This window comes from Vibrio sp. CJQ_6, from assembly GCF_043106745.1.
GTDB lineage: Bacteria > Pseudomonadota > Gammaproteobacteria > Enterobacterales > Vibrionaceae > Vibrio > Vibrio furnissii.
The window spans coordinates 529,610-555,578 of the sequence record NZ_JBICMV010000021.1 but is presented as its reverse complement, the minus strand read 5'-3'; the positions used below and the strand labels follow the sequence as shown (position 1 = coordinate 555,578).

24 protein-coding genes are annotated in these 25,969 nt (G+C 51.8%); 5 read left to right on the top strand and 19 right to left on the bottom strand.

Annotated features, from left to right (window positions below; all coding sequences use genetic code 11):
- Nucleotide 1: 1 nt before the first annotated feature.
- Nucleotides 2-862 carry a formate dehydrogenase accessory sulfurtransferase FdhD gene (gene fdhD / locus ACF8PK_RS13320; protein ID WP_222814376.1) on the top strand — a complete coding sequence of 287 codons (861 nt, stop codon included), beginning with the start codon at nucleotides 2-4 and terminating at the stop codon, nucleotides 860-862.
- A gap of 278 nt (nucleotides 863-1,140) precedes the next feature.
- Here the strand turns inward: fdhD and ACF8PK_RS13315 are convergent, their stop codons facing one another.
- Together ACF8PK_RS13315 and ACF8PK_RS13310 are read right to left on the bottom strand one after the other, a co-directional pair.
- Complete coding sequence (locus tag ACF8PK_RS13315; protein ID WP_004726923.1) at nucleotides 1,141-1,290, bottom strand: DUF2474 domain-containing protein; 150 nt, start codon at nucleotides 1,288-1,290, stop codon at nucleotides 1,141-1,143.
- Between the two features lie 204 nt (nucleotides 1,291-1,494).
- Nucleotides 1,495-2,406 (bottom strand): LysR family transcriptional regulator, encoded by a 912-nt coding sequence (locus ACF8PK_RS13310; RefSeq protein ID WP_014257509.1) that lies wholly within the window; start codon nucleotides 2,404-2,406, stop codon nucleotides 1,495-1,497.
- Nucleotides 2,407-2,509: 103 nt separating this feature from the next.
- Between ACF8PK_RS13310 and ACF8PK_RS13305 the strand changes: the two genes are divergently transcribed.
- A complete protein-coding gene (locus ACF8PK_RS13305; protein WP_392441734.1) occupies nucleotides 2,510-3,496 on the top strand; it encodes an LLM class flavin-dependent oxidoreductase in 987 nt (328 codons plus the stop codon).
- Nucleotides 3,497-3,585: 89 nt separating this feature from the next.
- Here the strand turns inward: ACF8PK_RS13305 and ACF8PK_RS13300 are convergent, their stop codons facing one another.
- The 9 genes from ACF8PK_RS13300 to ACF8PK_RS13260 form a co-directional block, all read right to left on the bottom strand.
- Entirely contained in the window at nucleotides 3,586-4,011 is a 426-nt protein-coding gene (locus ACF8PK_RS13300; RefSeq protein WP_020329168.1) for a VOC family protein, read from the bottom strand.
- A gap of 125 nt (nucleotides 4,012-4,136) precedes the next feature.
- Nucleotides 4,137-4,934 carry a slipin family protein gene (locus tag ACF8PK_RS13295; RefSeq protein ID WP_055465664.1) on the bottom strand — a complete coding sequence of 266 codons (798 nt, stop codon included), beginning with the start codon at nucleotides 4,932-4,934 and terminating at the stop codon, nucleotides 4,137-4,139.
- Between the two features lie 10 nt (nucleotides 4,935-4,944).
- Nucleotides 4,945-6,279, bottom strand: a complete 1,335-nt coding sequence (locus ACF8PK_RS13290) for a nodulation protein NfeD (protein ID WP_392441731.1) — start codon at nucleotides 6,277-6,279, stop codon at nucleotides 4,945-4,947.
- Between the two features lie 68 nt (nucleotides 6,280-6,347).
- Nucleotides 6,348-6,758 (bottom strand): DUF2000 family protein, encoded by a 411-nt coding sequence (locus ACF8PK_RS13285; protein ID WP_392441730.1) that lies wholly within the window; start codon nucleotides 6,756-6,758, stop codon nucleotides 6,348-6,350.
- 37 nt (nucleotides 6,759-6,795) lie between these two features.
- Nucleotides 6,796-7,413 carry a LysE family translocator gene (locus ACF8PK_RS13280; RefSeq protein ID WP_392441728.1) on the bottom strand — a complete coding sequence of 206 codons (618 nt, stop codon included), beginning with the start codon at nucleotides 7,411-7,413 and terminating at the stop codon, nucleotides 6,796-6,798.
- Nucleotides 7,414-7,470: 57 nt separating this feature from the next.
- Nucleotides 7,471-8,304 carry an AraC family transcriptional regulator gene (locus ACF8PK_RS13275; RefSeq protein WP_004726931.1) on the bottom strand — a complete coding sequence of 278 codons (834 nt, stop codon included), beginning with the start codon at nucleotides 8,302-8,304 and terminating at the stop codon, nucleotides 7,471-7,473.
- Between the two features lie 163 nt (nucleotides 8,305-8,467).
- The gene (locus ACF8PK_RS13270; protein ID WP_004726934.1) at nucleotides 8,468-9,658 is read right to left on the bottom strand and encodes an acetate/propionate family kinase; all 1,191 of its coding nucleotides are present in this window, start codon (nucleotides 9,656-9,658) and stop codon (nucleotides 8,468-8,470) included.
- A gap of 275 nt (nucleotides 9,659-9,933) precedes the next feature.
- A complete protein-coding gene (locus tag ACF8PK_RS13265; RefSeq protein ID WP_004726935.1) occupies nucleotides 9,934-10,236 on the bottom strand; it encodes a DUF2218 domain-containing protein in 303 nt (100 codons plus the stop codon).
- A 41-nt stretch (nucleotides 10,237-10,277) separates the two neighbouring features.
- Nucleotides 10,278-12,269: a TonB-dependent siderophore receptor gene (locus ACF8PK_RS13260; protein WP_238819782.1), complete on the bottom strand. Its 1,992-nt coding sequence runs from the start codon at nucleotides 12,267-12,269 to the stop codon at nucleotides 10,278-10,280.
- 178 nt (nucleotides 12,270-12,447) lie between these two features.
- On the opposite strand from ACF8PK_RS13260, the gene ACF8PK_RS13255 reads away from it, so the two are divergent.
- A complete protein-coding gene (locus ACF8PK_RS13255; protein WP_392441725.1) occupies nucleotides 12,448-13,395 on the top strand; it encodes a helix-turn-helix transcriptional regulator in 948 nt (315 codons plus the stop codon).
- 31 nt (nucleotides 13,396-13,426) lie between these two features.
- Here the strand turns inward: ACF8PK_RS13255 and vctC are convergent, their stop codons facing one another.
- The 5 genes from vctC to ACF8PK_RS13230 all read right to left on the bottom strand — a co-directional run bounded on the left by vctC (nucleotide 13,427) and on the right by ACF8PK_RS13230 (nucleotide 17,995).
- Entirely contained in the window at nucleotides 13,427-14,188 is a 762-nt protein-coding gene (gene vctC, locus ACF8PK_RS13250) for an iron chelate ABC transporter ATP-binding protein VctC (RefSeq protein ID WP_004726938.1), read from the bottom strand.
- Nucleotides 14,189-14,190: 2 nt separating this feature from the next.
- Nucleotides 14,191-15,141 (bottom strand): iron chelate uptake ABC transporter permease subunit VctG, encoded by a 951-nt coding sequence (vctG, locus tag ACF8PK_RS13245; RefSeq protein ID WP_004726939.1) that lies wholly within the window; start codon nucleotides 15,139-15,141, stop codon nucleotides 14,191-14,193.
- Nucleotides 15,131-16,069 carry an iron chelate uptake ABC transporter permease subunit VctD gene (gene vctD / locus ACF8PK_RS13240; protein ID WP_038151623.1) on the bottom strand — a complete coding sequence of 313 codons (939 nt, stop codon included), beginning with the start codon at nucleotides 16,067-16,069 and terminating at the stop codon, nucleotides 15,131-15,133. The genes vctG and vctD overlap by 11 nt, the downstream gene beginning before the upstream one ends.
- A 59-nt stretch (nucleotides 16,070-16,128) precedes the next feature.
- Entirely contained in the window at nucleotides 16,129-17,040 is a 912-nt protein-coding gene (locus ACF8PK_RS13235) for a siderophore ABC transporter substrate-binding protein (protein ID WP_392441722.1), read from the bottom strand.
- A 178-nt stretch (nucleotides 17,041-17,218) separates the two neighbouring features.
- Nucleotides 17,219-17,995 carry a class II glutamine amidotransferase gene (locus tag ACF8PK_RS13230; RefSeq protein ID WP_055465705.1) on the bottom strand — a complete coding sequence of 259 codons (777 nt, stop codon included), beginning with the start codon at nucleotides 17,993-17,995 and terminating at the stop codon, nucleotides 17,219-17,221.
- A 578-nt stretch (nucleotides 17,996-18,573) separates the two neighbouring features.
- Here ACF8PK_RS13230 and ACF8PK_RS13225 point away from each other — a divergent pair.
- On the top strand, nucleotides 18,574-18,846 hold the full coding sequence (locus ACF8PK_RS13225; RefSeq protein WP_392441833.1) for a hypothetical protein: 273 nt from the start codon (nucleotides 18,574-18,576) through the stop codon (nucleotides 18,844-18,846).
- Between the two features lie 82 nt (nucleotides 18,847-18,928).
- Nucleotides 18,929-21,685: an immune inhibitor A domain-containing protein gene (locus ACF8PK_RS13220; protein ID WP_392441720.1), complete on the top strand. Its 2,757-nt coding sequence runs from the start codon at nucleotides 18,929-18,931 to the stop codon at nucleotides 21,683-21,685.
- Between the two features lie 126 nt (nucleotides 21,686-21,811).
- On the opposite strand, the gene ACF8PK_RS13215 is transcribed toward ACF8PK_RS13220, so the two are convergent.
- The 3 genes from ACF8PK_RS13215 to ACF8PK_RS13205 form a co-directional block, all read right to left on the bottom strand.
- Nucleotides 21,812-22,666: a lipase secretion chaperone gene (locus ACF8PK_RS13215; protein WP_392441719.1), complete on the bottom strand. Its 855-nt coding sequence runs from the start codon at nucleotides 22,664-22,666 to the stop codon at nucleotides 21,812-21,814.
- A 9-nt stretch (nucleotides 22,667-22,675) separates the two neighbouring features.
- Nucleotides 22,676-23,614, bottom strand: coding sequence for a triacylglycerol lipase (locus ACF8PK_RS13210; protein ID WP_172562452.1), 939 nt, complete (start codon nucleotides 23,612-23,614; stop codon nucleotides 22,676-22,678).
- A gap of 272 nt (nucleotides 23,615-23,886) precedes the next feature.
- Complete coding sequence (locus ACF8PK_RS13205; RefSeq protein WP_392441717.1) at nucleotides 23,887-25,887, bottom strand: methyl-accepting chemotaxis protein; 2,001 nt, start codon at nucleotides 25,885-25,887, stop codon at nucleotides 23,887-23,889.
- Nucleotides 25,888-25,969 lie beyond the last annotated feature (82 nt).

Genomic DNA, 25,969 nt, shown 5'->3' with positions numbered 1-25,969 from the left:
CATGACGTGCACTGTGACTCAACTGACCGAACTGGCTGAAGCGAATTTCGCTCCGCCCGCCCCTGATCAATATGGCTATGTCGAAATGAATGCCGAACACACCCAAGGCGTCAATGCGCTAGCCAGTGAAACGGCGTTGTCGATCAGCTACAACGGCATCAGCCACGCAGTCATGATGGTGACGCCCGGCAACCTTGAAGATTTCGTCAAAGGATTCAGCATCAGCAGCGGCATCGTCGAGGCTGCCAGCGAAATCCATGACGTGCAATTGAGCATGGGGGCAGAGTCTCATCATGCCGCCGTCGACATCGCCAATCGCGCCTTCTGGTCGCTGAAAACCCAGCGTCGCCAACTGGCCGGCACCAGCGGTTGTGGCATTTGTGGTGTGGAAGCGCTGGATCAAGCGCTGCCATTGTTAACGCCGCTATCTCCTGTTGCGCCGCCAAACCCGGTTCTGTTCAACGGATTGCGCGATCGTATTCAACAAGCACAGGTTCTGGCCCTTCATAGTGGCGCGTTGCACGCGGCTTTGTATGCCGACGAGCGAGGCGAGATCACGTTGTGCCGCGAAGATATTGGCCGCCACAACGCGTTGGATAAATTGATTGGTGCGATGGTCAATGACAAAGTGAATCCACAACACGGCTTTGTGGTGATGACCAGTCGCTGCAGCCTGGAACTGATTCACAAAGCGGTGCGCGCCAAAATCGCCACCTTAGTGACTTTGTCGGCGCCGACGGCGTTGACCGTGCAATGGGCACGTCGCCATCATCTGAACCTAATTCACCTGCCAAAAGGCAGCGCACCGCGCTTATACAGCCCGGCCCCGGTCAGCAGCAATATTGTCGATCTGCACCGTTAATTTCTGCTGCGGAGACAACGTGCTCCGCGATTATTTTCACTTTCTCGATTGTTTTCACTTTCTCGATAATGGATACCCCAATCACCTTTGGTCACAAGGGTATGTTTACGTTGTTCCTCTTCGCAACGACTTGAGATAAATCATTCCTTTTCCGACGGAATGATTTATCTCTTTTTTTTACCCCGACGACCAATCATAAAAAAAGCGAACAACGTCATCGTCATTCGCCTTATTTCTTCTCGCACAATTGAAACATTAAAATCTGCTTTGCCAACGATTCAGTGGCTACTCATCCCTGCAGCAGACATCAGGGCACGAAAGCCCATGGCGACAACGCCCAGCGTCAGCACACTGCCCGTCCAGATGGCACCCATCCACAGCAGGTCCATCGCCGTTGAACGCGGTTTCTCTTTCAAATGATGATTCATGATCGACTCCCAATAATAGATTCACCAACTGAACGCTATTTCCGTCAGCCGATTCAATACAGACTTGATTCATCCATATTAATCCTCGCATCACTTGGGTCAAATCGGTTTAATAAATAGACTCATCGATACCATCAATCACTAAAAATAATACGTTGAACCCTCGATGAATTTATTCATTTTTCATCACGAACGTCAGACGAATTAATCGAATTGGCCTTGCTGCGCGAACGCGACCAACTCATCAATCACAAAGCGGACTTTCGGCAATAAATGGCGGTTCTTCGGCCATACGGCGTGAATCGGCGATGAACCTGCACAATGGCCCGGCAAAACCTCCTGCAATCGGCCCGCTTGCAAATCATCACGAATCAGCCACAGCGGCAACTGCGAAATTCCGCAGCCCGCGATCACAGCTTCACGTATCGCGTCGCCGTCACTGAATTCGTGGGTCGCAGGCGGCTTAAAACGCACGGTTTCGCCGTCGCAGTTTTTCACTACCCACGAGAGCGGCTGATTCTGCTTTAAACTCACCACGCAGTCGTGATTTTTCAAATCATCAAAACTGGATGGCACGCCGCGGCGCGCCACATAATCTGGCGCCGCACACATCACCATTTTTTGTACCGTCAGATGACGCGCCACCAGCCCGCTACTTTCCTGCAGCTCACCAATGCGCACCACCACATCCAGCCCTTCTTCGACGATATCGACAAAGCGCTCGTTGAACGTCACTGCCAGTGACAGTTCCGGATACTGTGCGCTCATGGCTAAGAGCAAAGGCAGCACCTTTTTGCGCCCGAATGCCGCAGGAAGATCAATCCGCAGCTTGCCCGATGGCTTGTCGACTTTGGCTTGCAACAGCGCTTCAGCGCACTCAAGCTGCCCCAGAATATCGAGGCAACTTTTGAGGTACGCTTCCCCTTCCGGCGTCAGTGTCAGTTGGCGCGTGGAACGATGCAGCAGCTTGACGCCAAGGCGTTCTTCCAAGCGCGACACGCTTTTCGCCACCGCGGATTTAGTCAGGTTGAGCCGCTCGGCAGCGGCGGTGAACGTTTTGTGCTGAGCGGTGCAGACAAACGCTGTGATGCCGCTGAAATGATCGTCTTTACGCATAATTGTAGAATTGAATTCAACATAGAATCGATTTGAAGGCAGTTTATCTTAGTTAAAGAAACAGGCATAGTCTCATCATTACTGATAACAAGAATGAGTCGTCATGCCTTTACCTCCGTTTTCGATTCTGGATTTGGCTCCGGTTTCAGAAGGTTCTGATTTCCATCAGACATTTAAACAGTCCGTTTCGTTGGCTCAACACGCCGAAAAGCTTGGCTATCAACGTTTCTGGATGGCCGAACACCACAACATGCCAGACATCGCCAGCGCCGCGACCGCTGTGCTGCTCAGCCACATTGGCGCGCAAACCGACACCATTCGCCTGGGTTCCGGCGGCATTATGCTGCCCAACCATGCGCCGCTGATTATTTCAGAACAATTCGGCACGCTGGACGCCTTGTATCCGGGCCGGATTGATTTGGGACTTGGCCGCGCGCCGGGCACCGATTACCCGACCATGCATGCACTGCGCCGCGATCCTGAGCGAATGGATCCTGATTTTGATGAACTGCTGGAAGAGCTGCAGTTTTTTATGGGGCCGATTTCTGATAACCAGCCGGTCCGTTCGTTCCCGGGTAACAATGCCAAGGTACCTTTGTGGCTATTAGGGTCAAGCACTTACAGCGCGCGCCTTGCCGGTATGAAGGGACTGCCTTTTGCTTTTGCGGCTCACTTTGCACCGGATGCGATGCTGCGTGCGCTGGAGATTTACCGCGAACACTTCCGCCCGTCGGAACAACTCGACAAACCTTACGCCATGATTGGGGTGAACATCATTGTGGCGGAAACCGACCGTCAGGCGCAGTATCTGGGCACGACGGAGAAACAGAAGTTTCTCAAGATGATTCGTGGTGGGCGCGACAAGCTGCCGCCACCAGTGATGAACATGGATCCACTGTGGCTGCCCCACGAACAGCGTCAGGTGGAAAGTCAACTGAGGGAATCGATTCACGGCAGTCCAGACACGGTGCGTCGCCGCATTGAAGAGCTGGTTGAACGCACAGGCGCTGATGAGATCATGGTCAACGCGATGATTTATGATCATCAGGAGAAGCTGCGTTCTTACGAACTGCTGGCGGAATTGCGCTAAACGCTTCTGGCACACCCCGTGTGAGGGGCATCAGCATTCAACGTCAAAAGCCGTGTGAACACACGGCTTTTTGTTTGTTGCGAGCAGAACTATTTAGCAAACAGCTGGCTCATATCTTTGAAGGCTTTGAATTCCAGCGCGTTACCACATGGGTCGAAGAAAAACATCGTGGCCTGCTCGCCAACTTGCCCCTGAAAGCGAATATAAGGCTCAATGACGAACTCGACCTGATGCGATTTCAACCGCTCTGCCAGCGCTTCCCAATCGTTCCACGCCAAAACCACACCAAAGTGCGGCACTGGCACATCATGGCCATCGACGGGGTTAGTCACTGCCCGCTCCTGATCGGCCGTTTTCGGGTGGTAGTGAATCACTAACTGATGTCCGAAGAAATTGAAATCGACCCAGCTCTCAGCCGAGCGCCCCTCTTCCAGACCAAACACCTGATTGTAAAACTGACGTGCGAGCGAAACATCGTAAACCGGAATGGCCAAATGAAACGGCTGTAAACTCATGCAAACTTCCTTGGTTATAAATCGCATTATGGGGATGCAGTGTTACGCTATCTCATTGAAAAAGCGCAAGTCACCACACTTAAAGATAGGCGATTTGCGCCAAGTTGCACGGCAGAAAAATCCCGTTATGACTCGGGGTCTTTTTTGTCCGGCTGATTGAGTTTCTGAAACAAGCCTTCCATCAATGTCGTTGGCATGGGAAACAGAATGGTCGAGCTTTTCTCACCCGCGATTTCCGTCAGCGTTTGCAGGTAGCGCAGCAATATCGCGTTCGGCTCTGCCGCCAAGCGATTCGCCGCTTCCACCAGTTTTTCAGACGCTTCCATTTCCCCCGAGGCGTGAATGACTTTCGCACGACGTGTCCGTTCCGCTTCAGCCTGACGGGCAATGGCGCGAATCATCGACTCGTTCAAATCAACGTGTTTGATTTCTACATTCGACACCTTAATGCCCCATCCTTCAGTGCGCGCATCCAGAATCGCCTGAATATCCGCATTGAGCATTTCGCGGTTGGCCAGCATTTCATCCAGCTCATGTTGACCAAGTACCGATCGCAAGGTGGTTTGCGCCAATTGAGACGTCGCTTGGAGATAGTTTTCTACGTTGATGATCGCCTTTTGCGAATCGACAACGCGAAAATAGATCACCGCATTGACGCGCACCGAGACGTTGTCACGGCTGATGACGTCCTGACTCGGCACATCCATCACAACGGTGCGCAGATCCACCCGCACCATTTGTTGAATGACCGGAATGACGATAATCAGCCCCGGACCTTTGACCTTCTGGAAGCGGCCAAGAAAGAAAATCACGCCACGCTCATACTCGCGTAAAATTCGAAACAGCCGCACGGCAATCAGCACGATCAACACCAGAAGCAGAATCGGTGTCAGCAGCTCAGTGTTTACTGGAATACCCGGCATAGCCGCCTCCTTATTTTTTGGTCACTTGTAAGGTCAACCCGTCTACTGCAATCACCCGAATCAGGTCACCTTTGCGCAGCGGGACATCGCTCAGCGCTTCCCAGCGCTCCCCATCAACATGGACGAAGCCTTGGCCTTCAAAGCTATCGAGCGCCATGCCTTCCATCCCCAACATCGCTTCCTGCCCGCTGACCACCTGTTTTCGTCTCAGCTCCATCACTCGGCTGAGAACGAAGATGATCAGCGCCGCCGAGACGGCCGCGATGCTGTAAATCAGCCCCAAGGACACTTGCATTTCCGGCAAATCGCTGTCGATCAAAAACACCGAACCAAGCACAAATGCCACAATCCCACCGATGCCCAGTAAACCAAAGCTCGGCAGAAACGATTCAGCAATAAACAGCGCAATCCCGAGCAGCATGAGTCCCATGCCGACGTAGTTCACCGGCAGCAGTTGGAAGGCGTAGAGCGCAATCAACAATGAAATCGCCCCGGTGATGCCGGCAATGCCGAAACTTGGGGTGTAGAACTCAAGCAGCAGACCGTACACGCCGATCATCATCAGGATATAAGCCACATTCGGATCGGTGATGGTGGCCAGAAATTGATTGCGCAGATCCGGTTCGCGAGTCTCGAGTTGTGCCTTATCGACATGGAGACTGACAGCGCGGTTATTCACATCCAGCGTTTGTCCGTTCACGGCATTGAGTAAATCCTGCGGCGATTCGGCCATCACATTGATGACATTCATCTCCAACGCTTCAATCGCAGACAACGTCGCCGCATCGCGCACCGCTTTTTCTGCCCATTCCACATTGCGCCCGCGCAGCTGTGCCAGCGAACGAATGTAGGCAATCGAATCATTGAGTACCTTTTTCTCCATCGCGGTCGGTTCGCTCGGCTTATCCTGCTGCTCACCGCCAGACGGGCCGCCAATTTGAACCGGGGTTGCAGCGCCGAGCGTAGTCGCTGGCGCCATCGCAGCAATGTGGCAGGCATAGAGAATGTAGGTACCCGCACTGGCGGCGCGTGCGCCCGGCGGATAAACCAGACACAACACCGGAATGTCGGAGGCGAGAATATATTGGTTAATATCGCGAAGGGTCGAGCTGAGGCCGCCCGGGGTGTCGAGCGTCACAATCACGGCTGGAGTATTCACTTGCTGATTGGCGCGCTCAAGCTCTTTGATGACGTAATCCCCCACAGCAGGGCCGATGGCACCGCTGATGGCGATCACTGGAACGGTTTGAGAAGGCGCCGCTGGCGCATTCGTTGTATCAGCCGTCGCCAGTGTTGAAAAACTCAGAAGGCTGGTGAGCAGCACTTCCATCACCCGACGATACATACGCAGTTCCGATACAAAACTCTACTTTGAGTGTAGTCGAAAATGCGCACTCGGTCGGGCGACGCGATTTAATCGTGCAATTTGGCACCTTTAAACACTTTATCGACTTGCTTCTTCTCGCCAAACATGGCCAGCCCAACCAGCGGTAATTGATCGCTCGTGTATTGGCTGACCGTTTGGCGGTTCGCTTCGTCATGACCGGAGGCGAACATGTCTTCAACAAAAATCGCCGTCTCTGCTTGCGCGCGATTGGCACGTTGAATAAACGTAGCGAGCTTTTCTCGGCTCGCTTTGAGCACAATGATCGGCTGCACGCACAAAGGCAGATATGCGTTCCCGGAAGCATCGCGATAACACTCCCCGGTTTTCACTTGCGGGCTGCCGGTCACGCCACCGGACAGAAAACTGACCACATTCAATTTCTGCCAAGTTGGCAAATCGTCCGCCACCACAATGGCGAATTTGGTATCAAACTGCATGCTCTTTCCCTTTGAATAGACTTGATTCATGATGGTGTTATAAAAATGGGCTCAGCCCCATGCTCACGGCCACGAACATCAGAAACAGCGCCATGAGCTTATTGATGATTGTGAGGTAACTCGCCTGACGAATGTTGTTGCCCAGCAATCGGCCGAAGATGAAATAAGACCAAGGCGCGCCAAAGGCAAACACCGCAAGCCCCACACACCAAGCAAATAAGCTCACACCTGCAATCCCCGCCGCAGGAAATTGTACCGTCGCCACAGGCAGCGCAACCGTGATACCTTTGGGATTGAGCAGTTGCATCATCAATCCATCGCGAAATGTCAGCGCGCGTACTTCGTTATTTTTATCTTCACCGCTATTTTTATCTTCACCGCTGTTGTCTTGAATCACTTGCGCGCGGAAGATTTTGATGGTCAGCCAGAAGATATACAGACCACCCAACACTGCCGCGCCTTGCAGCAACGATTCATTCATGATGCGCTCGCCAATCAAGGAAACGCTAAAAAACAGGATGAACATCGCGACGGCAACGCCGAAAAAGAAGCCAAAAATACGTTGTTGTTTTTGAATACCACGATTGAGGCCAATAGCATTCACCGGCCCAGGCGTGTACATCACGCCAAAGGCATAAAGAATTATGTCTGTCATGGGGTGCTCTGAGAGTGGTTAAGATTGACGAATCAGACGATTCGTTGTCGTTAAGATTCAGCTATCGCTGGCGTGCAGTTGTCGCTGATATTGATGCGGCGTGATGCCAAAAACCCGTTTGAATTTGCGATTGAGATGGCTGACATCCGCAAAGCCTAAGTCGATTGCCACATCCGACGCTTTGTCGCCCACTTCCAGCGCTTGCTTGGCGCGGTTCACCCGGCAATTGAGTACGAACTGATGCGGCGTCATACCGAACTGTTCGTTAAACAGGCGGATAAAGTGGAATTTCGACATGTTGGCAGCTTGGCAAATGTCATCCACACTCAGCTTTTGATCGAGGTTGCTGAGGATGTACTCTTTCGCGCGCAGCAGAAGCGTATCTTTGCGGCCATGATCATGTCCGGCGTTGAGCGATCCGCCCCCCAAGCGGAGCATCGATTGGGCAATCGCCAGCAGCGCCGCTTCTTCCTCTAATGCAGACAACGTCGGTTGGCGCATCATCTGGCTCAAATTCAGCACTTGATGGCGCAGCACTTCATCATGAAACAGCGATTGCTTGAGGCGTGCCTGATCGGGCGTAATTTGCCCCAAAGATTGCATCATCGCCATCAGCGTGTGCTGCGGAATATAAAGCATCTCGTATTCCAGCGCCGAGCGTTCCCCCGCGCAGCCGTCATGCACCTGCTCCGGGTTAAAGATCATCACATTGCCGACATTGCTTTTGTGATACGCACCGCCGCTGAAAAAATCCTGACGCCCTTTGCGAGTCACACCAATGCTGTACTCTTCATGCGCATGCTTATCGTAGCTGAACTCCTTCATTCGGGCAGAAAAGGCGCTCAGACCATCGGTATGCTGGCTGGGAAGATACTGAAACTGCTCTTGCATGAGGTTCATTCACTCGCGTTCATCAATAGAGCCAGTATAGAAACGCGCGCCGCGATTGAATAGAACAAAATTGCGAACTTTCACGACGAAAAAGCCAGAGACAAAAAAAGCGAACCCGAGGGTTCGCTTAAACATCATACGATGTGTGGAGCAATGCGTGTGATTACAGCAGCGCAACCGATTGTTGAGCAATTACGAACTCTTCGTTGGTTGGAATCACCATCGCCAGTTTAGAGTCGGCTGTTGTCACAGTACCTGACTGACCAAAGCGCGCCGCCGCATTGCCAGCTTCGTCTTCTTGGTAGCCAAATACTTTTAGATACTTCAGGATTTCGCTGCGAATTGGCAGTGAGTTTTCACCAATCCCACCGGTGAACACAATGGCATCCACTTCTTCACCAATCGCGACCATGTATGAACCGATGTATTTGGCCACGCGGTAAGTAAAGATATCAAACGCCAGTTTGGCACGTGGGTTGCCGTTGTCCATCGCTTCCAGCACGCCACGAGCATCGCTGGTGATGCCAGACACGCCAAGGAAACCTGATTTTTTGTTCAGCATTTCAAACAGTTCTTCTTGTTTCCAGCCTTTGCGGAACAAGAATTCGATCACGCTTGGGTCCAAATCACCACAACGTGTGCCCATCATCAGGCCGGCAAGCGGTGTTAAGCCCATGCTGGTGTCGATGCATTGACCATTTTTAATCGCACTGACTGACGCGCCGTTACCAAGGTGAACCGTAATGAAGTTGCTTTCTTCAACAGGTTTGTTGATAGCTTTCGCGGCTTCACGGCTCACGTAGTAGTGGCTTGTGCCGTGTGCGCCATAACGACGAACTTTATGCTCTTGGTACAGCTCGTATGGCAGTGCGTAAACGAACGCTTTCTCTGGCATGGTTTGGTGGAAAGCCGTGTCGAAAACAGCAAATTGAGGCAGATTCGGGAACGCTTCCATCGCTGCGCGCATACCCGCCGCGTTGGCTTTGTTGTGCAGAGGGGCCAGTTCAGCAAGACGTTCAACGTCAGCAATCACAGACTCATCCACACGAACCGTTTCTTTAAAGGTTTCGCCACCTGCAACGATGCGGTGACCCACAGCGACAAACTTAGAACTTAGGCCCAGCGTTTCAAGCAGTGCCACCACGCGGTTGACTGCGTATTTGTGATGGTTCCCGCCAGCAGGAATCGCTTCTTCGGTTTTCTCACCTTGATATTTCCAGCTAATGACCGCTTCTGGCAAACCAAAGCATTCACCAAGACCTGACACCAATGCATCACCCGATTGAGAATCGATGACTGCGAATTTAAGTGAGGAGCTACCTGAGTTGATGACCAACACATACGAGTTCGACATGGGTTTGTATCCTGTTTCCGACTGAGAGTTCGAAGCTTGAGCTTCTCCATTTACGGTTACCATTATTCAATAATTTTTGAATCTTTCAACTTTGTTTTAGTCTTTTCTGTGATTGAAACGGTTTTTTGTTGATCTTTGACAAGCATTTATTTTTTTTGAGGGCGGAATTATTTCGACCTGTCACAGATTGGAGCATAAAAAAGGCCCCGACCATCACGGGCGGAGCCTTTGTTTCCTAGCTTTTCTTGATGTTGTTATGAATATTATTTTAGTGTTTATGCAACCAGAATCTCATCCCAGTCGAGTTGAATCGGTTCACGGCGGGCAAACATCACAATATGTTCGTTGATGATTGCTTGCTGCACCGCGACCTTTTCTTCGCTGTCGCTCTGGCAAACAAAAGTCAGACACTGCTGCGCGTCGTCGAGTGACAAAGTCGTCACACCGGATGGAAATTCCACACGGCCTTGCACTTCATCCCATTGCGCGGGGACTTTTCGGGCAAAATGGCGGCAAAGGGTCACCAAATATTTGGCGACGTGTTCAGAGTGTAATTCGGCTTTAGCTTGGTATTGCATCACTTATCCTTCATGTTGCCCGCACGCTTGCGGGCAAAGGGTTAGAACTGGTACGAGGCGGAAATTTTCACGCTGCGACCCGGTTCGTAATCATTCATTGTCCCTGCGCGAGCGTTCACCCCGGTGCGGGAGGCGTGGGACACATACAGCTCGTCAAAGATATTATCGATACCAAAGGTGACGGTCAGATCAGGCACGGCGTAAGGCATCCACTGCGCGTACAGGTTGTGCGTGTCATACCCTTCTTTCTTATCGCTGTCCTCTTCGACGTTGGTTTCATCCAGCACCACGATAGATGTCCAACCAAACAGTGTGTCGATGGTATCAGCGTGGTAGCCAAGGTTCAGTGCAATGCTATCCCCCATGTCGGCGCTTCGGCCGTTGGCATCCAGCATTGGGCCGCCGTTTGATTTATCACGGGTGTCAGCGCGTGAGTAAGACAGACGTGAGCTAAACGCTTGGTAGGCGTACGTCGCACTCACTTCAAAGCCTTTAATCACCACATCACCGGCATTCTCAAAACGATATCCAGACACAGCACCGTCATAAGTTTGCGTGATGTAATCGTCGATTTCAGTGCGGAACATGGTCAGGTTCGCGGCGATGAAGTGATCATCAATGCGCTTATCAAAACGCACACCACCTTGCGTGTTCAGACCCGATTCGGCTTTGATGCCGTCTGCCAGATAAGAAGTTTGCTGATACATCACGAATGATTCCAGCAGCTCTGGAGCATTAAACAGCGAACGCGCGTTCGCAAACAGTGTCCAATCGGAATCAACCGCCCATTCGGTGCCTAGCGACCAAGTGACGTCATCAAAGCTCTTGGTTTCGCTCACCGCTTTGCGCTTCACATCGTCGTAGCGCAGACCTGCCGTGATGTTCCAACTCTCGGTCAATGACAGCGTGTTTTCCGCGAAAATGGCGTTCGACAGGCGAGATTCATCCATGTATGACGCGCCTGCGTACGTGCTCTTGCTGGTTTGGTCGACCACGTCAGCGCCGTAAACCACGCGGTTATCTAAGCTCAGCAGTTGATAATCAGACTGGAACTTGGCACTCAAGCCCACGTTGCGGTTGGTGGCGGTGTTGGTCGCTTTAGGACGCGGCCAACGGCCCGTGATATGGCTTTCATCACGTTCGATTTCGGTTTCGCTGCTATACAGGGTGACGGTGCCGCTGTGCTTTTCTTTTGTCAGTTTGTATGATGCAGTGACAGTGTCACGGTTGTATTTGGTTGGCAGCAAATCATCGGCAGTCAATGTCGTGTTGGCCGTCCCGTTCATGTCCGGACGTGGGCTGTAATCGCCATCATCGCGATACACGTCATAGGCCAATTGAAAGCGGTGACCCGGTGCTGGTTCAAAACCAACTTTCCCCAAAATGTTATAGGTATCGCCTTCCACACCAAACGTCTTATCGCCGTCGCCGTTTTCGAAGTCACCGCGAGAGATGCCTTGTGCGTAAAGCATGGCGTCGACTTTATCACTCAGTTGACCGTACACGGTCACCGAGCCTTGCTCGCTGTCATTGGAGTTGTAACCGCCAAACACGCGAACCCCGAACTTCTCGTTGCCGCGGAGCAGATCTTTGGCATCTTTGGTTTCGAAATAGACCGCGCCGCCAAGGCCACTTTGCGTCACCGAGTTGTTACCCACTTGAATATCGGCTGATTTTAAAATGTCTGGGTTCAACGTGAGGTTGCCGATGTGGTGGAACATGTTGGCGTGCTGTGATGCGCCATCCAGACGAATATCGAGATCCGTTTCGTTCAGGCCACGAATGTTGATGCGTTGGTTGACCGAGTGTGTCCCGCCGACATCCACACCGGGAATGTCGCGCAGTAGGTCGGACATATGATCCGCCTGTTTCAAACTGAGGTCATCTGTGCCCAGAGATTCTGAACTACTCGATACTTTTGTGCCCCAAACCACGACATTGTCGGCCTGAGTCTCTTCTTGTTGGGCAAAAGCCATATTGCTTAGCGCGGCGCCGATCGCCAAACAGACCACTGACTTGTGAATAGAACGCATTTTCTACATTCCTTATGTTTTAGTTATGAAAATACAAATGATAATAATTCGCAAGCATGTTAGAGTGACGCCCATAGAATGAGAAGATCAATAGGTTATGCAAAACCGCATAACACTTATGAGAAATAACCGTATGTCAGTCAGTCAACGTCAGGAAATCCCCCCAAAAAAGGTCACGATGACCCGAAAACTGCAACAGGATGATAAGCAGATTATTGTCAGCCACGGCCAGAGGCACGCAGCCACATTGGCCGAAGGATCGTACATCAGCTATAGCAACGAAGGCGCTTTTCGTCTGCATGGCGGGATCAGCCACGAACTGACGAATTCCAATGTGATCGCCACAACACCGGCGTCCGTGATCATCACCTTGCTGTTGGAAGGTCGTTTGATCTTTGGTTACGACGATCTGGAGTTTGATTTAGATGCCGCCACACAAGCACAAGGCGTGATTGTCAACTTCACGCAGCCTGCAAGCTTTCGTCGCCAACTGCAAAAAGACAATCAGGTGGTCAAACTCAACATCATTCTCGAACAAGCCTGGCTGAGTAAACGCATTGGCACCCCCTGCCCGCTGACGCAGTTTATTCAGCAAGACAAAGCGTGTTGTGCGCTGACGTTGAGTGAAGCGATGGTGCAAGGCGTGCGACGTGTGTTGGCCATGCCAAAGCCGCAAACCTTGTTGGAAACATTACATTTGGAGCATGCGGCCATTGATCTGGTACTGAGCGCGGTTGCGCAGATCCCGCCACAACCAGACGCGGTAATGCCGCCCGCAGAAGTGCGCGGTTACTGCTCGCAAATGGGCCAGATTGTCCACTTTCTGGATCAGCACCTGTACGAGGAATTATCGCTCGATGCACTGGCGCAGCATATGGCAATGAGCACCTCGAACCTGCAACGCCGATTCAAACAGCAAATGGGCATGACGGTGGCAAACTATGTGCGCCAACGCCGCCTCAACAACGCCCGTCAACAACTTGAGCGTGGCTACGTGACCATCACCGAAGCGGCGTATGAAGCGGGTTATCATCACCCGTCCAACTTTACAGCGGCATTTAAAAAAGCCTTTGGTGAATCACCGCAGGCTTTTATGACCAACTTGTCTTCGGAAGCGTTGGTCTAAGCACAAGACCAACACGCATATTCAGCAGGCATCAGTGCGTGTGGTACAAACACATGCGCTTGCCTTCAATTTCCAATACACGGAATGGCGTTTCGTAGATATCCCCCAGCACGTCTTCGCGAATCACCTCTTCCACACTGCCCGTCGCTACCACTTCGCCTTTCTTCAGCGCAATGATGCAATCGGAGTAGCAGGACGCAAAGTTGATGTCGTGGATCACCACCACAACAGCTTTATTCAGCTCGTGCGCCAAACGTTGAATCGTCGCCATAATTTGCAGCGAGTGTTTGATATCGAGGTTATTCAATGGCTCATCGAGGAACACATAATCGGTATCTTGGGCAATCACCATGGCAATGAAGGCCAATTGACGCTGACCGCCGCTCAGCTCATCGAGGTATTTGTGTTGAATGCTTTGCAGATCCAGATAAGCGATGGATTGATCGATCACGTCCTGATCACGCGCATCCAATTTACCTTGTGAATAAGGGAAACGACCAAACGACACCAGCTCGCGCACCGTAAAACGCATCGTCAGTGTATTGGCCTGACGCAGCACCGACAGCTTTCTCGCCAGCGCTTTGGTATCCCAATCCACCAGCTCTTTGCTGTCGATCCACACTTTCCCTTCGTCGCGATTCACCAAGCGGCTCGCCATCGAGAGCAGCGTACTTTTCCCGGCACCATTGGGGCCGATAATGGACGTGACCTTGCCTTTTTCAAACTCAGCGCTGGCGTCTTTCACCACCGCGTGTTGGCCAAATATTTTTGTCAGTTTATCGAGTTGAATCATCGCTAGACCACTTTGTTACGAATCAGAAGAGACAGGAAATAGATGCCACCAACAAAGTTGATGATGACGCTGAGTGTGGTGCCAAAATAGAACACTTTTTCGACGATCCACTGCCCAGCCAGCAGCGCAAATACCGACATCGCCGAGCAGGCAATCAGCAGCACGCGATGCTGATAAGATTTAAACCATTCGCGCGTCAGGTTGGTGACCAAAATACCGAAGAACATGATCGGGCCAATCAGTGCCGTCGAGATGGAAATCAGCACCGCGCTCAGCATCAACACATTACGCGTGGTTTTGCGCACATCCACCCCAAGGCTGACGGCGTTGTCGTTATCCAACCAGAACACATCCAGCACGCGATGCATGCGAAACAGCAAGTAAGAAACCGCGAGCAGCAGCGGCGTGGCAAAGTACACCAAGCTCACTTTCACGTTGTTGAAGCTGGCAAACATGTTGGCTTGTACCGAGGCAAAATCGTTCGGGTCCATCAGCATAATGAGGAAGGAAGCGATATTGGAGAACAACTGCCCCAGAATCACACCCAGCAACAGCAACGCTATCAGGTTGCGCTTCTCTTTGCTGAAATAGAACGTAAACAGCACGGTCGAAAAGCCCAGCATCGCCGCAACCGACAACGAGAAGTTGAGGTAAGCGTTCATCGCAAAGCTGCTCAAGCCACCAAACAGCGCCACAATTCCCACCTGGACAAACAGATACAAGGAATCAAACCCCATGATGCTCGGCGTCAGGATGCGGTTGTGGGTGATGGTTTGAAATGCCAGCGACGACTGCGCAATCGCAATCCCGGCCAACACAATCGCCAGCACTTTGGGCACGCGGCGCGACAAGAAATACTGATAGTTATCTGGCGTCAGGCCGACACCGATAAATGCAGCGGCAAACACCATGGCCAGCACAATCAGCAGGGTGAGTTTGAGTTTATCGTGCATGGCGCTGGCCTCGCAGAATCAGTGCAATAAACGCCACACCACCAAAAATACTGATGATCATAGAAATAGGAACTTCATACGGGAAGATAATCACGCGGCCAATCAGGTCGCACAGCAGCACCAACAACGCACCGAAAATGGCGGTGCGCGGAATGTTGAGTCGCAGGTTGTCGCCGTAGTAATAGCTCACCACGTTCGGCACAATCAGGCCCAAAAATGGCAGCTGACCAACAATCATCACCACCGTCGCCGACATCACTGACACCAGACAGACGCCAATCACCAACACTTGTTGATAATTGAGCCCCAAGTTGACGGCAAAGTCTTTACCCATGCCGACAGCAGAAATGCGCGCGGCATACAGATAACTGAAGATCGCCACGGGAATGGCGATATACAACAATTCATAATTGCCTTTGAGCAAGTTGGCGAAGTTGGCCACCGCCCAGCCCGAGAGGTTTTGCACCGCGTCGTATTTGTAGGCAATGAACGTGGCCGCCGAGCTGACGACGTTGCCGAAAATGATCCCGACCAACGGCACAAAGATGGCGTTCTTAAACTGAATGCGCTGGATGAACTGGACAAAAATCAGCGTGCCCGCCATCGAGACAGCGAAAATCAACCACAAGTTGTTGCCATCGCCAAAGATAACGAGACTTAACACGTAGCCCAACATCGCACACTCGATGGTGCCGGACGTAGACGGCGCGGCAAAACGGTTCTGGCTGATTTGCTGCATGATCAGGCCCGCGATACTTAACCCCGCACCGGCCAGTAAGACGGCAAGAAGACGTGGCGCACGGCTGGTCAACAGCAGGTTCCAACTGTTGGCATCGCCATTCATCAAGGCGATAAAAGACAAATCGCCCACCCCCACAAACAGTGAAGATAGGCTAATCAGCACAAAAACAAGCAATAATCTTTTCAAAACTAACCTCAGCTTGCTGGCTTACAGCCTGCGCGTTCAGCAGGCTGCGCCATCGCTTATTACAGCAGACCGATCGACTGCTTCATGTCCACCACCATTTGTTCGGTCGCTTTCACGCCGGAAATAGAGATGTACCAAGCATTGAGGTCAAGGTAAGTCATGTGTTGGTTTTTGTAAGCGTCGGTCGCTTTCACCAGATCGTTTTCAAACTCGCGATGGGTGTTGCTCTTGCCCTTGTTGACCAGTTTGTCGCGGTCGATGATAAACAGCGTTTGTGGGTTGTGTTCACGAATGAATTCGTAAGAGATCAGGTCACCATGGCGGCCGCCCTGCTTGACCTTCACATTTTCGTGGAAACCGAAGTCACGATAAATCGCCGAGAAACGCGATTCAGCACCGAACGTTGTTAGGTTGCCCCCAGAACTCATCACGGTGAGCGCGTTCACTTCATGCGTTTTCGTGTAATCGTTCACCGCTTTGAACTGCGCGTTGATTTCCGCAATTTTGGCATTCACTTGATCTTCGATGCCGAAAACCTTGCCTAGGTTTTGCCACTGTTCCTGCGTACTTTCCCAGTAGCCTTTGCTGTCGTCAGCGGCAAACACGATGGTCGGTGCAATCTTCGACAATTCGCCGTAACTGGTGGCTGCGCGTGGGCCGATGATGATGACATCTGGCTTTTGCATGTAGATCGATTCGAAATCCGGTTCAAACAACGAGCCCGCTTGACCGTATTGATTGCCTTTGTATTTCTCAAGATAAGGGGGCAACTGAGGAACTTTTGAAACCGCTACCGGCTGAATCCCGAAACTGTCGACGGCATCCAACACACCCAGACCAATCACCACCACGCGTTGTGGTTTCTGCTCGAGCGTGGTTTTCCCCATCTGGTGTTCAATGGTTACCTGCGCCGCATGGGCAGAGAAAGACATCACCAAGGCCAAAGACGTCAAACTGAGAACGGATTTCATAATCTTCCTTTTTATTAATTATTGCGATGAATTTTGATAAGCATTCGCATTAAGATGGCGCAACTATACCCATATCGAAGTGTTGCCGCAACTGAGTTGCGTCACTTCTGTTTGTAAATCTGTGTAAAAGAAGGAAGATGTTGATCTGACGTTAAATAACATCAGATCAACCGATGATTTATGCAGCTTGAACAGCAGAAAATGTGAACGTTTTACAATGCGTATCGTGGACGTGCGTGATGGTTTGTGGCGCGACGATGAGCCACCCCGGTTCACTGTCGAGCGGTTCCGATGCGAGAATAATGCCGTCGTCCACCACTTTCGTGAACACGGTCGGTGGGTGTTGGTCTGAACTGTAACGCACCAACCAGAACTGCTGACCATCGGAAATACAAATCGAAGCTTTGAAAGGCGTCTGCACTCCCTTCTCGCTCATCACTTGTTCAATCTCGGCGATGGTGAGGCGAATCGCCTCCACTGGGTTGTCGATCAATCCATTTTTCATCATCAGCAAAAAGATCAATTCGCTGTCGGTGGTTCCGGTGCGTTTGACGTACAGCGATTCTGGCAACAACCGTTCCAGCGTGTATTTCACTTTCTCATATTCGCCAATCTGACCATTGTGCAGAAACATCCAGTTATCCAAGATAAACGGATGGCAATTGCGACGCGACACCTGCGTGCCGGTGGACGAACGCACGTGTGCCATAAACCGGTGTGACCGAATATGATGCGCGAGTGAGCGCAGGTTTTCGTCGCTCCACGCCGGAAGCACTTCATGAAATTGCCCGGGCGTACTGCGTTCCGTGTACCACCCCAACCCAAACCCATCGGCATTCACGCGCGTTACCGCTTTGCGCGCTTCAATACTTTGATGAACCAAGGAGTGTTCCGGTTGATAAACCAGTTGATCGAGATAGATAGGATGGCCTTGATAGGCGAGCCAGCGGCACATGACAAATACGTCCTCCAGACAGCAAGATGCTTCAATTAACCACGTTTATCAAACGCAGGCAATATCCAGACAAAAATTGTTTTTATTGCCCATCCAAGCGTCAATTTTATCGACCATGGTTGCACTGAATTCGAGCAAGAATCACTGTTCTCATCAGGGTTGCACCACCATAAAGCAAGGCATTCATTTGTTTACATTTTTCACAGGCAAATCCATAGATAATAAATATGAATCGAGTTCAAACTTTCGTCACCCGCGTTTTGCACGCCTTGTTGAGTCAACCGTTAGTTATTTTATCAATCTCACTGAACCCTCAAATTAAAGTAAAAACTCTAAACCACTTGATTGGCCGACGTTGCCACAATCATCCCCGCAGATTAATTAAGTTATTTATCTATTAAATATTTAAACATCATGAATAATTAAATAACTGACTCATCAATATTAATCTTTATTTCATGTTCACTGATTCTGTGTAATTTGGAATGGCTATTTCAGAGATCCATTCTTTCATCTTGTCGATGAAATAACCTAGCTATAAATTGTTACAAATATTTCACACACGTAGAGTTGACTTGATGAAGGTTATTTTTACATCCCTATTCATGCTGGCAACCGTTCAAGCCCATGCCCATGTTAGTACCACCGCACAGCCCGATGACGAACGTTTACTCGCGGCCTTAATTGAGCGTGGTGTGATTTGCCAAGGGCTCACGGCCGAACAACAACAACGTGCGTTAACGATTTATTTAAATAAAAAACACAACAACAAAAATCCCAATAATAAAGAAACCAATTCTTCTTCAGACCCTAACCCGACTGAACACTGTATTTCTCCGGACACCGAATAAATACATAAAAAAGAATTCATGCAGGCAGCGTTTTCTGTCGGCATGTTTGCACCATAAATATGGGAAATAATAAGGAAATAGAATGAAAAACATGAGGAAAACCTTGCTTGCCTCCGCAGTGGCTTCTTGGTTTAGCGTCGGTGCATTGGCACAAACCCCGGTGGACATGGGGGTCGTTAACGAAGACAAATTGATCGACATGTTGGTCCGCAATGGCACCGTGAGCGCAGATGCGACCGCAGCAGAAAAACGTCACGCATTGGATCTTTATCTCGATAGCAAAATTCGCTCCGGCTTTAAAGGTGACGCTCAGTTTGGCAAAAAAGCACTGGAACAACGCGCAAAAGTGCTGAAGGTGATCAAGAAAGAAAAAGGCATGCACAAAGCCAGTGTGTTCGCGCTGGAAATTGGCCAGCAGCGAACCGATAAAGTGCTGGCGTTGCTGATTGACTTCCCGGATCTGCCGTGGAACGACAACCAGCTCACCAAAGCGCATACCGAAATGCTCTACGACAATTACGATGCCGCGCACTATCAGGATCTGCTGTTTTCAGACACCGGCTACGCCGGGCCGAATGGCGAAAACCTGATCTCGATGCGCCAGTACTACCAGAATGAATCAGGCAAGAGTTACAGCGTGGCGGGTCAAGCCGCAGGCTGGTATCGCGCCTCCAAAAATGCAGCTTATTACGGTGGCAACTCGCCAGCAACCGACAGTGATATGCACGCACAAGAACTGGTGCGTGAAGCGTTGGATCAACTGGCGCAAGATCCCAACATCAACCTTGCCGACTACGATGTCGAAGACCGTTACGACTACGATGGCGACGGCAACTACCGTGAGCCCGATGGCGTCATTGATCACCTGATGGTGTTCCACGCCTCTGTGGGCGAGGAAGCCGGTGGCGGCGTGCTGGGCGCGGATGCAATTTGGTCCCACCGCTACAACCTCGGCCAGTATCATGTCTTAAAAGGCACCAGCAGCACCGTACCGGGACGCTTTAATGGCCAATACGCCGCGTACGATTACACCATTCAGCCGATTGATGCCGCCGCCGGGGTATGTGCCCACGAATATGGCCACGATTTGGGCCTGCCGGATGAATACGACACCCAATACACAGGCAAAGGTGAACCGGTCTCTTACTGGTCTATCATGTCGTCTGGCAGTTGGGCAGGTAAAATCGGCGGCACGCAGCCCACCGCGTTCTCCGCGTGGTCCAAGCAATTTCTACAAACCGCAATTGGCGGCCGTTGGATCAACGACGACCAGATTTCCATCGACGATCTGAAAAAAGGCGCGCGCACCTTTACCCTGTTCCAAACCACCGACAACGCACGTCCGAACTTGGTGAAAGTGAATCTGCCGATGAAACGCACTGAAGGCATTCAGCCGTACGAAGGCCAATACGCGTTTTACTCCAACAAAGGCGACAGTCTGAACAACCGCATGAGCCGTCAGGTCTCGATTCCAGCGGGCAGCAGCGCGATGCTGACGTTTAAAGCGTGGTATCAGATTGAACAAGATTACGACTTTGCACGCGTGTTGATTAACGGTCAGCCGATTCAAGGCAACATCACCTCGATGGATGACCCGAATAACACGGGCCTCGCACCAGCCATTGGGGGCGAGTCAAACGGTTGGGTGGATGCGCAGTTCGATTTGTCGGCGTGGGCAGGCCAAACGGTTGAGCTGAGTTTTGACTATGTGACGGATGGCGGTCTGGCGATGGAAGGGTTGTACATCGACAATCTGGCGCTGGACGTCGACGGCAGCATCACTGCGCTAGATGATGCAGAAAACGGTTCAACGTTTGCGCTCAACGGCTACACCACCAACGACGGGTTCCACGAAGCCAACCATTATTACTTGCTGCAATGGCGCAGCCACAACAACGTTGATGAAGGTTTGGCCAACATCAAACGCATGGGTCAGTTGATCAGCTTCGAACCGGGTCTGCTGGTGTGGTATGTGGATGAATCGTACAAAGACAACTGGGTCGGTAAACACCCGGGTGAAGGCTGGCTCGGCGTGGTCGATGCAGACCAAAACGCGATGGTGTGGTCGAACAGCGGTGAAGCGGCGCAAACCCGATTCCAAGTGCGTGACGCTGCTTTCTCACTGTTTGACCAAGCCCCAATGCGCCTAGAAAGTGCCGATGGTGATGTGCTGGAAGATGTGAGCTTGATTGGCAACGCCAACTTCGCCGATGGTCAAGATTACAGCTCGCCGCTCGCACCAGATTCTGGCCGTTTACTGACTGAATTTGGCCTGCAAATCGACATCGTAAATCAGAGCCAAGACAACGAATTCGGTGTGGTTCGTCTGTCACGCGCCAACACGGCCAATGTGCCGCCAACCGCGAACTTCGAACTGGATGTGAATGGTCTGAGTGTCAACGCGCACAACCACAGCCAAGATTCGGATGGCGAACTGGCCAGCTACGCGTGGGATTTTGGCAACGGCGAAACCAGTGATGCTATGGCACCAAGCTGGCATTATGACGCCGCGGGCACCTACACCGTTCGCCTCACCGTGACCGATGATCAGGGTGAGAACGACACCGTCACTCAAACCATTACCGTCGTGCAGCCGAACCTGCCGCCACAAGCGAGCGCACGTTATGTGCATTTGGGTCGCTGGGTCACCATGTGGTCAACCAGCAGCGACAGTGATGGTCGCATCGTCGACACCGAATGGACGCTGCCGAACGGCAAAATTAAACGGGGTCGCGTGTTTACCGCCATTCTACCGCGCGCAAGCGAGCAGGCCGTCACACTCAAAGTGATGGACGATGACGGCGCAAGCACCACCACCACCATTTCTCTTGATCTGTAAGTCCCACCTTATGTTTCTTGCATAGAAACAGTTGAGCGCAACGCCCGTTGCGCTCTTTTTTTTCGCTCATCTCGCTGTACTTTTTTGCGGCTACGGTTTTTGCGGTCATTGTTTTTGCGATCATGGTTATTGCGTTTGCATGCGTTCCAACGCTTCCACTCTACGCCATTGCTTGGCATCAAAGCGCGCTTCACGCAACGCGGTAATTTGCTGCGTTTTTTGCGCCTCACTCAAGTGACTGTCGGCAAGCAATGCCGCGCGCTCTGCCAGATAAACCGCCAACGTCTGCTGAAACTGCGTGCGCTGCGCATCCAATGCACTCAAACGCTCTGCGCCAGCTTCTCCTACCGCCGCGACGCGAGCAAGATAACGCGACTGTTCATCATCATCGCCATCTGCGTTGTAGAGTCGGTTCACCAAATCGGTATTGTGTTCACTGCGCTGAATATAATCGGCTTGCTCCACCACAACGCTTTGCCATTGCGATTTGGCATCTGCAGCATCGCTGGCCTCACCAGCAATTCGCAGCTTTTCCATCGCCAGATGCCGGAGCTGGTTCTCTTCGCCAAACAAATGCTGTTGTTGCTCCGACGTAAAAAACTGTAATTGCAACGCGAGGATCTGCTGATTGAGCGCCGATAGTGCGGCGTGATCCAGCGCGTTAATGGGCACCGACGGTTCAAGCTCCGCCAACGCCTGTTTATAGCGAACAAATTGCTCAAACAGCGCCCCATCGACCAAAAAGCCGTTGGTTTGCTGCTCGTAATTGGCGACGTGGTGCTCTATCGCCTTTAAATCGCCTTCTCCCAAACCAGACACAAAATAGTCGAGCAGATCTCGCGGCGAAGATTGATCCAACTCAGTATCGCTTTGCGACGCCACCTGCATCGCAGCCGGTGGCGCGGTGTCGGAAGGCCAAAAGGCCGCACTGAGGCTCCCCAATACGGCCACTATTCCTAAACACAGTGCGGTCTTTTGCATGTCGACTCCTTACAAACCTTGCAGTTTCAGACGATTGGCGTGCTGGCGGTACAAAGTAACAGGGTCAGTTTCAAACAGGTGATGAATACCGAGCAAGCCGTTGATTTCATCCAAATGATTCATGGCGTAATCGTCTCGAATCACCTGGCCTAAATGGGCACTGCACGCCCCCACCAAGCCGTCACTCGGGCCATCAAACGCCAGTCCCAACACAGTCATCGCCGCATCGGTAGGATCGAGTGCGTTGGTAAACGTTGATGCGCCAGTCCACGAGTAATAACGCACGCCGTTTACTTCATAATCGCCTTCGCCGCATGCCGTCTCGGGAATGCCTTCCGGGTAGTTTTGGTTGAACGCCAGTGAGCCTTCCGTGGTCAGCGCATCCAGCGATGCCAACGCATCTTGTTCCAGATCGCCACCCCCAGAGAGCAGATTGATCAGCGCCACCAACCCATCGGCCAATTTAACCGCCAAGGCTTCCGTGACTGAGTCTTGCGGAATGGTATTGCGCACCAAATCCGCCACAGCCGAACCTTTATTCACGCCGCCAATACTGGTGGCCGAGGCGACTAAGTCGGGACGAACTGAGGCCACATACCGCACCGTCGGGCCGCCATGACTATGGCCCATCAAGTTGACTTTTTCCGCACCCGTGGCAGCCAGCAGCGTTTCGACCTGCGCCAAAAGCTGTTCACCGCGTAATTCGGTGCTGTTGGTGGCAGACACCTGCGCGACATACACCGTTGCGCCATCTTTGGTTAATGATTGCGGAATGCCGTAGAAATAATCGACACCTGCCAACGTATCGAAACCAAACAACCCATGAACCAGCACGATAGGGTATTTGGTGTGGGTATAGCCTGTTTGATCGAGCGCACTGGCACTGGTGGCGGCCAGTGACAACGAGCTGAACAGGCAGAGAGCAGAAAGTAATAGTTTATTTTTCAAATGATCTTCCTTCTTATTCGGGGATCGGCGCCTGAGAACAAGGCGCAGACATCGGACCTCTGAGGAGCAATCTAACGTTAGAAGAAAGAGACCAATTTACCGATGACCACAAACGCGCTTCGTGAAGCGGAGTCCATATTCAACAGATTCAATAAACATCATCAACGTAATTCCAAGAAAACATAGAATACTTGAATGAAATACAAGAAGGGAAAGAGGAAGAAAACGAGAAGGCAGCGCCACGTGCCGATCGCACGCAGCGCCTATCGACATTACGCCAGTTTAAACTGCGCCATTTCGTGGTTCAGGTCAGCGACTTGTTCACGCACTTGCTGCGAGGTTTGGTTGGAACGCTGGCTGATCGCCGCCACATCTTCCACCGCATGTGTCACGCCATGCATCAGGCTGGTGATCGCTTGGGTGGCTTGCGTCTGCTGCTCTGCCGCGCTGGTCAGCTGTGCCATTTGATCGTTCAGCATCGCAATCTGTGTCGTGGTGGATTCCAGCTTCACCACCGCTTCTTCGATGTGCTGCGCGCCGACGCCAGCAATTTGCTGACCTTGTTGAATCTCGTTCACCACCGAAGCGGTCGACGACTGAATCGCCTGCACAATCTGGTTAATCTCGGTGGTCGATTGCGTGGTACGCGTGGCCAACAAACGGACTTCATCCGCCACCACCGCAAACCCGCGGCCATAGTCACCCGCACGCGCCGCTTCAATGGCAGCGTTCAAAGCCAGCAAGTTGGTTTGCTCCGCCAAGCCTTCAATCACTTCGGTCACTTTGCCAATCGCTGCACTTTCCTGACTGAGTTGGCTCACCAGCACGTTGGCGTTTTCAATCGTCTCATGCAGCGTCTGCATGGTCTGTTTGTTGCGAACCAGCGACGCTTTCCCCTGTGCAATTTCGCGTTGTGATGCCGATAGCGTGTCAACCGAACGCTGCGCCTGCTCCAACGTGTGCGTGGTCGATTGCGCAACATCGGATAACTCCGCGTCCATTTCGGTAATGTGTTGCTGCTGGTTTTTCACCTGCGTTAGGGTCTGTTGGCTGGAATCAAGCAGCGCAGTCATGCTCTCGCTCACCTGATTGGCTTTGTCGGTCACGCCGCGCACGATGCCCGCCAAAGAGGCGTTCATGCGGTTGATTGATTCAGTGAGTGCCGACAGCTCATCATTGCCCTGTACGGCGAGCGGTTGCTGCGACACATCGCCTGCGGCAATGCGCTGCGCGCGCTGTGAAATCTCCGACACGCGGCGGCCAATGCTGCGCCCCATGTAATTGGATATCGCCAATGCTGCAACAATCACCAGCACCAGCGCGACAACCAAAAACGTCAACACTTGATGAATGGACGCTTCAATGCCCTGCCCACTGCGATCAGCCTTTTGCTGCTGCGCGGCCACCACATTGTCTAAGCTCGCTGCCAGCGCACTGGCCGCAGGGACCAGCTTTTGAGCCATCTCTTGGTTGGCCACGTTCCAATCCGGTGACTGGCGCAGCGCAATGGTTTGATCTGCCAAGGGGAAATAGAGCTGCTGCATCTCTTTGAACAGATCCCACAATGAGCGGTCGCTGTCGTCTAGCAGATCGAGTTTGTCTTCAATCTCACGGACCGACTGATTGTGCGCCTTGATAAAATCGTGATACTTGCTCAAATATTCCGGCTTGCCATAAAGCAAAAAATCGCGCATCGCCGATAACGCGTTGGCCAGCGAGTTGTAGCTGTCGGCATACACTTTAAACAGGCGCTTGCGGTCATCGCCTTCTTTCTTCGATGCTTCGTCGTTGATCAAGCCTTGAATCTGATCCAGCGCGACTTCTGCAATCGGCGCAGCTTCGTTGATAAAGAGGTTATGCGCTGGCAAGTTTTCTGGGCTGTGCGCCAGTTCGACAATCTGATGGACGGAGGTTTTCACCGCATCCCATTGCTCAACCACCGTTTGATAATCCTGCGCGGCAATCAGCGTTTCGAGCACCGGCAAGCTCTCATCGGTTTGCGCGATAATGGCATTTAACTGCTGCTTAAGCGTTTCACCCGCGGCTTCATCACTGCCCAGCAACATGTAGGCGCGCACGCTGGATAACGTGGCTTGAATCGATTGTTGAATGCCGCGACTGGTGTCGACGGTCGGCAAATCAGAATTCAGAAGGGATTGCGTGTGGCGTTCTAATACCGACACACTGCGATAGGTCATCGCGGCAGACGCGACAAATAAAAGGGCCAACAACAAAAAACTGAGCTGCAACTTCCCTGAAATCGTTAGCTTCATCCATAAGCTCCTGTACAACGTTAGGCGGTCACTATAACGTTAAAATTCTGTTACGCAAACCGCGTCACCAGAGATACTGTCA